We start from the raw sequence: 1,539 nt of genomic DNA, 5'->3' as shown, positions 1-1,539 counted from the left end.
TTGCCCTTCTTCCCCCGCGCCACTGCCAAGGCCTGCCCGATGGCGTACACCGAGAGGCTCGCGGCGTGGATGACGCCCAGCGTCGCCAGGGAGAGCGACAGCACCCTCTTGGCGTGGAGGTCTTCTCAGCTGACGCCCCTTCTTCGGTTCCTCCTCCATTACTGCCAGAGGAGGTGGGCTCACTCCTTGCGGCCCCGGCTCCTCACCCTCTTGAGGGAGCGGAGCGCAACCCGGCCATGTTCGTGGTGTGAACCCACGCGCTCAGCGTATTCCATCGCGCAAAGGCCGGGGTGCGGAGTTCCGCCCCGCGACGTGTTCGAAGACTCGCTCGAGAAGCTCGAAGTCCACCGGCTTGACGAGGTGTTCGTCGAAGCCGGCTTCGCGCGTCCGGCGTCGGTCTTCCGGCATGCCATAGCCGGTAAGCGCCACCAGATAGGGGACGGGCGAACAGCTCGCGCGCACGCGCCGGGCCACCTCGTAGCCATCCACCCCTGGCAAGCCGATGTCGGTGAGCAGCACGTCCGGCGGCGTTCCGGTGGCCCGGGCAATGCCCTCCAGTCCGTCCACCGCCACATCGACCCGGTGGCCGTTGGTTTCGAGCATCTCGCGCAGGACCTCGCGGCCGTCCTGATTGTCCTCGACGATGAGCACGTGCATCGGACGGCGCGGCACGTTTCGCTGCGTGGGTGCGACGAACCTGGCGTTGCGCGCAGCCACCAGCGGGATCCGGATCTGAAACTGCGAGCCCTTCCCCACTCCCTCGCTCGTGATCTCCGCCTTGCCCCCGTGCATACGCACCAGGCTGTCGACGAGCGCCAGGCCTACTCCAAGGCCGCCCTGGGAGCGTTCGGTTCCATTGCGCGCCTGGGTGAAGAGCTCGAACACCCTGGGCAACATCTCGGGTGAGATCCCGATGCCGTTGTCGCGGACCCGGATGATGACATCCAGGTCGTCGCGCTGCACGCTGACCTGAATGCTCCCGCCGGGTGGCGTGTACTTGATCGCGTTGCCAATCACGTTGGCGAGGATCTGCTCGAACCGAATGGCGTCACCGCGGATCAGGAATGGCCCCTCGCCCATCTCCAGCGTGAGGGTGTGCCTGGCGTGGCGTGCATTGGACTGCAGCGAGTCGAAGGACCTGCGCACCAGCTGTCCGAGGTCCAGGTCCTGGCCCTCGAGATGCAGCTTGCCCAGTGAGAGCCGGGACACATCGAGGATGTCGTCCAGCATCCGCGTCATCGCGCGCATCTGGCGTTCGATGATCTCCAGGTAGCGAGCACGCCTGCGCTCATCGACGGAGACGTCCTGGAGGATCGTCAGCGCGGTGCGCGCAGCCCCCAGGGGATTGCGCAGCTCATGGCCCAGCATCGCCAGAAACTCGTCCTTGCCTCGGTTGAGCGTCTCCAGGTTCTGGTGCAGCACCCGCATCAGGTACTGGCGCTTGCGGCTCTCGAGGGCGACGCGCACCACCCCCACCAGCGTCCGTATTCGGACCGGCCGCTCGAGCGTCACCACGTTGCCCAGGGCCTCCAGTTGAGC

At 66.6% G+C, this 1,539-nt stretch carries 1 protein-coding gene and 1 pseudogene; both read right to left on the bottom strand.

What is annotated here, in order from left to right:
• Positions 1-125: pseudogene (locus VF794_RS05075) on the bottom strand (IS4 family transposase); the annotation flags it as partial.
• A 136-nt stretch (positions 126-261) separates the two neighbouring features.
• Positions 262-1,539: hybrid sensor histidine kinase/response regulator (locus VF794_RS05070; RefSeq protein ID WP_331108040.1), on the bottom strand; the 1,278-nt coding region annotated here is incomplete at its 5' end.

This window comes from Archangium sp., from assembly GCF_036389735.1.
GTDB lineage: Bacteria > Myxococcota > Myxococcia > Myxococcales > Myxococcaceae > Archangium.
The sequence above is the reverse complement of the archived record's forward strand: the minus strand, read 5'-3'. Positions and strand labels throughout refer to the sequence as shown.